Below are 7,479 nucleotides of genomic sequence, written 5' to 3' on the forward strand. Positions count from 1 at the left end.
TACTCTCTCTCGAGGGGAGCCATGCTCAGCATGGCGAAAAGCGCCGATGATTAATCAATGGCATTCGGTAGCGGCGTATCGCTGAAGAAGGCGGCGACGTTATTGAACACCACCTCGCTCATCCGCTGACGCGTTTCGTGAGTGGCGCTCGCCACATGCGGCAGCAGCACAACGTTATCCATCACCATCAGCGCTTCAGGCACATGCGGTTCGTCTTCATACACATCCAGTCCCGCACCGGCAATAACGCCGTTTTGCAGGGCGTGAATCAGGGCTTTCTCATCTACCAGGGTGCCGCGCGCGATGTTAATCAGCCATGCGTGTTTTGGCATCACGTTAAACACGCTGGCATCGATGAGCCCGCGGTTTGCCGCACCGCCGGAAGCCGCAATCACCAGGAAATCACTTTCGTGGGCCAGGGTGTGCAGGTCGGCGCACCACTGATAATCCACGTGGTTGAGCTTTTTGCGGTCGGTGTAGAGGATCTCCATATCAAATCCACTCGCGCGACGAGCAATGGCCTGGCCGATATTGCCCATGCCGAAGATGCCGATACGTTTGCCGCTCACCTGCGTCGCCAGCCCCGGCCCTTGTTTCAGCCATTTGCCTTCGCGAACAAATTTGTCGCCCTGGCAAAGTTGACGTGCGCCCGCCAGCAGCAGCCCCATCGCCAGGTCGGCAACGTCGTTGGTCAGCACGCCAGAAGTGATGGTGACGGCAATGTCATGAGCGCGGGTATAGTCGAGATCCACCGCATCGGTACCGACACCAAACACCGCCACCAGCCCAGCGCTCGGCAATTGCTCCAGTACGGCGCGGGTGACGCCGATATCACCACGGGTGACCACCGCCTGCACCTGATGGCCCACTTCGCGCAAGAAAGCCTGCGGGTCAGCCTGTTCATACAGGCGATAGACCAGGAAAGCGGTGGAGAGTTTATCCAGCAGGCCGTCTACGACCGGGGCAATTAACAGTACCGTGTTTGGGTTTGCAGTATTCATCGTGTTACCTGTTTAAGCGTTTAGAAATTTGTTACGCCTATCAAACGGGTTTTCACGATGTCATTTTGCGATCTGCATCACGCCAGATCGTGTTAGAACTCCGTGTTACGGATGACGTGATCGTGGAAGCAAAAGCCCGCTGGAATGCGGGCTGGATGGCAACAATTGAATAACATTGCCGACGTGGCGTGTAAAGGTCAGATGGTTTCGCCCATCGATAAACGATAGTGCAGGTCAACCTTCTCGATAGTCGGTAACCCTTTTATTTTCTTGATTAAAATCTCGGTGGCGACCTTGCCCATCTCAAAGCGTGGGGTCAATACGCTCGCCAGACGCGGGCTCACCACCTGGCCAATCTCCAGCCCGTGGAACCCGGCAATCGCCATCTCCTGCGGCACCGTGATACCCGAAGCGATGCACTCCTGTAACACCCCAACCGCAAGGTCATCATTGGTGCAGAGAATGGCATCCATCTCTTTATACATCTGGCGGGCAAGGGTCATCATGCCAGTGCCAATCGACACCGAAGAGACCTTGTTTGGCGCAATGCGCCCGACCGCCAGACCCGCCTCCTCCATCGCCCGGCAGTAGCCCGCATAGCGCTGCTCATCGCGAATATCCGACATCGAACCAAAATAGATAATCTGCTTTTTGCCGCTCGCCAGCAGCATGTTGGTCATATCCAGCCCGGCACGGTAATTATCAAAACCTACGTTAATGCGGTCTGCGTTATCCGATAAGCCCATCACCTCAGCAACCGGAATTTTTGCGGCCTTCAGGTATTTTTCTGCCCGCAGCGTATGGACGGATTCGGTTAGCAGCAGCGCTTTAACGTTCAGCGCCAGCACGGTGGCAATCTGCTCTTCTTCACGCTGGCTGTCGTAATCGTAATTCACCACCAGCGTCTGGTAGCCGTGGGCGGTGGTGACCGATTCGATGCCCGCTAATACATCGGAGAAAATCTGGTTATTAAAGGAGGGAACAAGCACCCCAATGCGCGGTGCGGCATTGCTGCTGATGGCGGGGTTATCGGCATCTGGCTGGTAGCCCACCTCTTCAATTACGCTGGCAATGCGCTCGGCGGTTTCCGGCCTCACCTTCTCAGGCGTGCGTAAATAGCGGCTGACGGTCATTTTGGTTACCCCCGCCAGCGCGGCGATATCCTCTAACGTGATGCGTTGTACTTTCATTAGCCCTGCCCGTCATTGCCGAAATCCTGTGGCCTATTATGCCAGCAGGTTACAAAAAAGAGAAAGCGATAACCCACCGTCAAAGCCCCGCATGGCGCGGTTTTCGCCCTGTTTTCCTCTTCAGGATCACACATGCTGTAACCCCTTTTTGTAACATAACTGAGAGTGATCTACGTCACAGTTTCACCGAGGCAAAAACCGTGAGATAGAGAACATCTTCTTAGCGCATCGGCTCGCAATACAGGACACTGTGATGAACAACTTATTCAGCCTGCAAGGCAAACGCATTTTAATTACCGGCTCCGGACAGGGCATCGGCTACGTAATGGCCCAGGGGCTGGCCCAGTACGGCGCGGAAATCATCATCAACGATATCTCCGCTGAACGCGCCGAGCAGGCAGCGATGAAACTCCGCGACGAGGGCGCCGTCGCGCATACCGCGGTCTTTAACGTCACTGACCCAGAGTCGGTGGAAAACGCCGTGGCCGATATTGAAGCGCGCATCGGCGCTATTGACGTGCTGTTTAATAACGCCGGTATCCAGCGCCGCCACCCGTTCACCGAGTTCCCGGTGAAAGAATGGAACGACGTGATCGCCGTGAACCAGACCGCCGTTTTCCTGGTTTCCCAGGCCGTGGCCAAACGCATGATGACGCGCGGCGCGGGGAAAATCGTCAATATCTGTTCAATGCAGAGCGAACTGGGGCGCGACACTATCACCCCGTACGCCGCCGCCAAAGGCGCAGTCAAAATGCTGACCCGCGGGATGTGCGTAGAGCTGGCACGCCACAACATTCAGGTTAACGGTATTGCGCCGGGCTACTTTAAAACCGCCATGACGCAGGCATTGGTTGATGATAAAGCTTTTACCGACTGGTTGTGCAAACGTACGCCGGCCGCCCGCTGGGGCGACCCGCAGGAGCTGGTTGGCGCGGCGGTGTTCCTGTCGTCGAAAGCCTCTGATTTTGTGAATGGGCATCTGCTGTTTGTTGACGGCGGCATGCTGGTTGCCGTCTGAGTCGGGAGCAAAACCATGGCAGGACAGTGCATTATTTTAATGGGTGTCTCCGGCACCGGCAAAACCACCGTCGGGCAGGCGCTTTCTCAGGCATTGGGCGCGAAATTTATCGACGGTGATGACCTTCACCCGCGGGCAAATATTGTCAAAATGGCCGCCAGCCAGCCGCTGGAGGATAGCGACCGCCAGCCGTGGCTGGAGCGTATTGGCGATGTGATCTTTAGCCTCGGGCAGAAAAACGAGTCCGGCGTACTGGTCTGCTCGGCGCTGAAAAAGCGCTACCGCGACCAGCTACGCGCGGGTAATCCGCATCTGCGCTTCCTGTGGCTGACCGGCGACTACGACTGCATTTTGCGACGTATGCAGGCGCGCAAGGGCCACTTTATGCCGGAAGCGCTTCTGCAAAGCCAGTTTGCCGCGCTGGAAGCGCCGGACGACCACGAGCCGGACATTCTGCCGGTCGATATTTCCGGCGACGTTCCGAGCATTGTCGCCCGCTCGCTCACCCTTTTAGCCCATCAACCGACATCGGGAGTTACGGCATGATTATCGACACGCTCCATAACGCGGAGAAAACCGCCTTTTATCCGCAGGCTATCCGCAAGGCGCTGCGCGCCGTGATTAATCAAGAGCCGCATACGCTACCGCCGGGAAAATATACCGTCGATGGCGATAACCTGTTCTTCAACGTGGTGGAAGGGGAAAGCAAACCGCTTGCCGAACAGCGCCCGGAGTACCACCGCCAGTATATTGATATTCACATCGTGCTGAAGGGCGAAGAGATTATTGGTGCGGGGAATAAGGGGCTGGAGATTGTCGAAGACGGCGCGTTTAACGACGCGCATGATATCGGTTTCTGCACACAAATCAGCAGCGAAACGCTGATTCACCTGCACCCGGAAGAGATTGCTATCGTCTTCCCCGGCGAGCTACACCGCCCGATGAGCAGCCTTGGCGCGGGCGCGCCGCTGCGTAAAATCATCGTCAAAATCAATAGCGACCTGCTTTAAGCGGTATACGCTGGCCCCGCACGGCATTCGCGGGGCCACGAATAACGTTTAGTTATCGAGCTCACCCATCGACCGAACCTGATCGCGGTTGATCTGTTCGGTTTTCCCGGTTTCGGCATTTTTATACGACACCAGACCGGTATCCTCATCGACCTGTGGTTTTCCGTCGGTCACGATAGTTTTCCCATCGGTGGTTTTCAACGCCTGGTTGGATGAACACCCAGCAACGGTAAAGAGTGCGCCAGCCGTCAGAATCGCTACGGTAAGTCGCTTATATTGCATCATGTTTCCCTCCTGCTTCTCAGCTAAAATCGTTATCACTCTAACCATTTTAGGTTAGCTGGCTGAAAGCGAGAGGGAAACCAGAACACTCCGAAGCGGCATTTTAGCCGTGTTGTTGTGTAAAGCTCACCGCCGCGCCGATAAGATTGGCATCGTTGCGGTACTGGCACAGCAGCAGTTTCGGCATAAATTCCGCGAGATTTTTTTCCGCAACCAGATCGGTTAAGCGAGAGACGATCCCAGCAAAAATCGCATCACTGGCAGAGATCCCGCCGCCAATAACCAGACAATCTGGATCATAGCAGACCTGTAAATTGAGCAGGCCGACGGCCATCCAGTGATAGAACTGTACCACTTCCTGTTTCGCGACCTCATCGCCCTGCTCAGCAAGAAGAAACACCTCGGCTCCGGAAACCGAATCCCGTTCAAGCGACATCCGCTGGGCATAACGGCGCGCCATCGCCACGGCGGTACCCAGCTCGCTGAACGTCTGCCCGCCCTCCAGCGTCATCAGGCCAAATTCTCCCGCGTAGCCATGGCTACCGCGGCGTAACACTTTATCTTCCAGGATAGCGCCACCGACACCGGAGCCGACAATCACAAACAGCACGTGTCGGTCGTCGCGTCCGGCCCCCAGCGCTGCTTCGGCAATGCCTGCGGCGTTGGCATCATTTTCAATGCTGACCGGCAGGCAAACAGCGTCGTCAGCGCCTCGACGATGGGGAAATGGTGGATGTAAGGAATGGCGCTCAGGCCACCTATCACCCCGCGTTCAGGATCTACGCTGCCGGGAGCGCTGATTGCCACCCCCTGAATATCATAGCGCTGCTGGTACTGATGGCAGATTTCCAGCAGCTGCGCCTGCATTTTCTCCCAGCTATCAGGCGTTTTTACCGCGGCCGTATCACTCAGCGTCTGCTGGTGCCAGACGCCGTATTTAATAGAACTCCCACCCCAATCAAATAACAAAATAGCCATATATATTCAGTAGTTATGAGTAATGCTGGCAAAAGAGAGGGCTATTATGCCGGGTGGTCAAGTGCTGAAACTTGCGCCCTCTCCCAACATTGAACAGTACGGCGAGTCCGTTTCCCCGACGCACGATTTCTATGGTACAAAGTATCAGCCATTTTTTTCAGGGGTTTACCATGTCTGCATCCATCGACATCATTTCCTGTATTACCGACCGTTTTGTCGAGCTGACCGCCACCGAGAAGCGGATCGCCCAGTTTATTCTCGATGACGTTCAGACGGCGACCACCTTACCCATTGCCGAAATGGCGAAGCTTACCGAGACCAGTCAGGCATCGATTACCCGTTTCGCCCGCGCCATTGGCTGCAAAGACGTCCGCGAGCTAAAAGTGAAACTCGCGCAGTCGCTGGCAGTAGGGCAGCGCTTTATTCTCGATGTGCCGGATCTGGAAGGGGTGCAGGGGATCTACGAAACGATCATCAACGTGCTGGAGATGAACCGCCGAGCGCTGGATCCCGACTCGCTCAACCGCGCCGTCGAGTGGCTCAGCAGCGCGCGGCAGATCCTCGCCATCGGCATGGGCGGCGGTTCCACTATCTGCGCCCAGGAGATACAGTTCCGCCTGTTCCGCCTTGGTCTGCCAGTGGTGAGCCAGAGCGACGGGCTGCTGGTGAGAATGATGTGCTCAGCGGTGTCGCCAAACGATGTGGTGCTGGCGCTATCGCTTGGCGGCTATACGCAGGAAGTGGTGGAAAGCGCGGCGATTGCGCGTCAGTACGGCGCAAAGGTGATTGCCATTACCCCAGAGGCAACGCCGCTTGCCGAGAACGCCGATTTGGTACTGCCGCTGATCGTGCGGGAAAATGACTATATCTTTAAGCCCAGCACCTCGCGCTACGCGATGCTGGCGATGGTTGACGTGCTGGCGACGGAATTGGCGGTGGTGAATAAGGCGGAGACGAAAAACCGTCTGCGGCGAATTAAGCTGGCGCTGGATAGCCATCGGGGCGGGGCTGACCGGCAGCCGCTGGGGGATTAGTGCGGGGGGTACCCCTCACCTCAGCGCCTTACGCTCTATCTCCTGCGAGGACGATGACCGAGAATTTATTCCTGATATTATGGGAATGCTGATTTGATGGACATAGACTAAGAGGCCATATTATTTGGCCTCTTAGTCTGAATATCCTACTTAATTAAAGGGTTGCATCCATCTCTAACACCCTTAAAGCCTTAAGATAATCAACATTTACTGACTCAGGTTTTTTCACCATATCGATAATTAGAGGGTAAGGAATTGGAAATCTCGGAATTTCTTTTCTATCCACTCTTTCAATATCTTTTAAGACCTTCATTAAGTCAAGATCTTCAACAATCGACAGATACTTTTTAACGGCATCTATAACCGTATCAGTCATAAGTCTATTAGCATATCTTTCATGCTTTAAAATAGTAGCGTAAGCATCATGCTTCGAGATTGGAAGCATGATCGCCTCGGGAATATCACGATATTCAGAATAATTCAAGTTGATCCTATAACGTTGAGCGACTTGAAGTTTAAAGTATTCATATATCACTCTATGAATCTTGGTTGGTTTTGCATGTCCATCTTCTAAAAAATGCTCTAGGTAACATTCCAGAATAAAAGCAGAACGAGTAAAAACCTTCTCATCGAAATATTTCAGAGTATCAACAATATAATTTTTATAGAAATCACCCGGGTAGGCATCCAATAAAAAACCAGTCCTTTCCTCATCAGAAAAGTTAGTGGAGTATGATTCACCTAAGTTATCTGAAAAATAATGTAAAAAATGTGAGTAAGTTACTGGCTCATTTTGTGGAGGAGTTAATATAAGTCCAAATAGCTCGGCAATATCTTCATAGGTCCTATGACCTGCTCCCCGTTGATTAGTACACCCCGATGTTAGTAATGTCTTCATAAGCCACATGAGGACATCCCCATGAAGAAGCGTTTTTCCGACGAACAGATCATCAGTATTCTCCGCGA

At 53.9% G+C, this 7,479-nt stretch carries 9 protein-coding genes and 1 pseudogene; 4 read left to right on the forward strand and 6 right to left on the reverse strand.

What is annotated here, in order from left to right; all coding sequences use genetic code 11:
* Nucleotides 1-50: 50 nt before the first annotated feature.
* Together RDN66_RS13800 and RDN66_RS13805 are read right to left on the reverse strand one after the other, a co-directional pair.
* On the reverse strand, nt 51-1,001 hold the full coding sequence (locus RDN66_RS13800; protein WP_202216505.1) for a 2-hydroxyacid dehydrogenase: 951 nt from the start codon (nt 999-1,001) through the stop codon (nt 51-53).
* Nucleotides 1,002-1,198: 197 nt separating this feature from the next.
* Nucleotides 1,199-2,191 carry a LacI family DNA-binding transcriptional regulator gene (locus tag RDN66_RS13805; RefSeq protein ID WP_202216506.1) on the reverse strand — a complete coding sequence of 331 codons (993 nt, stop codon included), beginning with the start codon at nt 2,189-2,191 and terminating at the stop codon, nt 1,199-1,201.
* 253 nt (nt 2,192-2,444) lie between these two features.
* Here RDN66_RS13805 and idnO point away from each other — a divergent pair, with 253 nt between their 5' ends.
* From idnO to RDN66_RS13820, 3 genes are read left to right on the forward strand one after another with little or no spacing between them, the layout of a single operon-like run.
* A complete protein-coding gene (gene idnO / locus RDN66_RS13810; protein ID WP_035896019.1) occupies nt 2,445-3,209 on the forward strand; it encodes a gluconate 5-dehydrogenase in 765 nt (254 codons plus the stop codon).
* A 15-nt stretch (nt 3,210-3,224) separates the two neighbouring features.
* Complete coding sequence (locus RDN66_RS13815; protein WP_035896017.1) at nt 3,225-3,755, forward strand: gluconokinase; 531 nt, start codon at nt 3,225-3,227, stop codon at nt 3,753-3,755.
* Entirely contained in the window at nt 3,752-4,219 is a 468-nt protein-coding gene (locus RDN66_RS13820; RefSeq protein ID WP_035896015.1) for a YhcH/YjgK/YiaL family protein, read from the forward strand. The genes RDN66_RS13815 and RDN66_RS13820 overlap by 4 nt, the downstream gene beginning before the upstream one ends.
* Nucleotides 4,220-4,267: 48 nt before the next feature.
* Here RDN66_RS13820 and RDN66_RS13825 read toward each other — a convergent pair whose 3' ends face one another.
* From RDN66_RS13825 to RDN66_RS13835, 3 genes are all read right to left on the reverse strand, one after another.
* Nucleotides 4,268-4,501: a YgdI/YgdR family lipoprotein gene (locus RDN66_RS13825; RefSeq protein ID WP_035896033.1), complete on the reverse strand. Its 234-nt coding sequence runs from the start codon at nt 4,499-4,501 to the stop codon at nt 4,268-4,270.
* A 103-nt stretch (nt 4,502-4,604) separates the two neighbouring features.
* A complete protein-coding gene (locus RDN66_RS13830; RefSeq protein WP_308537923.1) occupies nt 4,605-5,192 on the reverse strand; it encodes an ROK family protein in 588 nt (195 codons plus the stop codon).
* Nucleotides 5,099-5,479, reverse strand: a complete 381-nt coding sequence (locus RDN66_RS13835) for a hypothetical protein (protein WP_227675109.1) — start codon at nt 5,477-5,479, stop codon at nt 5,099-5,101. Before RDN66_RS13835 ends, RDN66_RS13830 begins: the two co-directional genes overlap by 94 nt.
* A 170-nt stretch (nt 5,480-5,649) precedes the next feature.
* Here RDN66_RS13835 and RDN66_RS13840 point away from each other — a divergent pair, with 170 nt between their 5' ends.
* Entirely contained in the window at nt 5,650-6,513 is an 864-nt protein-coding gene (locus tag RDN66_RS13840) for a MurR/RpiR family transcriptional regulator (protein ID WP_202216507.1), read from the forward strand.
* 154 nt (nt 6,514-6,667) lie between these two features.
* Here the strand turns inward: RDN66_RS13840 and RDN66_RS13845 are convergent.
* Nucleotides 6,668-7,479 (reverse strand): annotated as a pseudogene (locus RDN66_RS13845) (hypothetical protein); the annotation flags it as partial.

It is taken from the genome of uncultured Kluyvera sp., assembly GCF_902485085.1.
Taxonomy (GTDB): Bacteria; Pseudomonadota; Gammaproteobacteria; order Enterobacterales; family Enterobacteriaceae; genus Kluyvera; species Kluyvera ascorbata.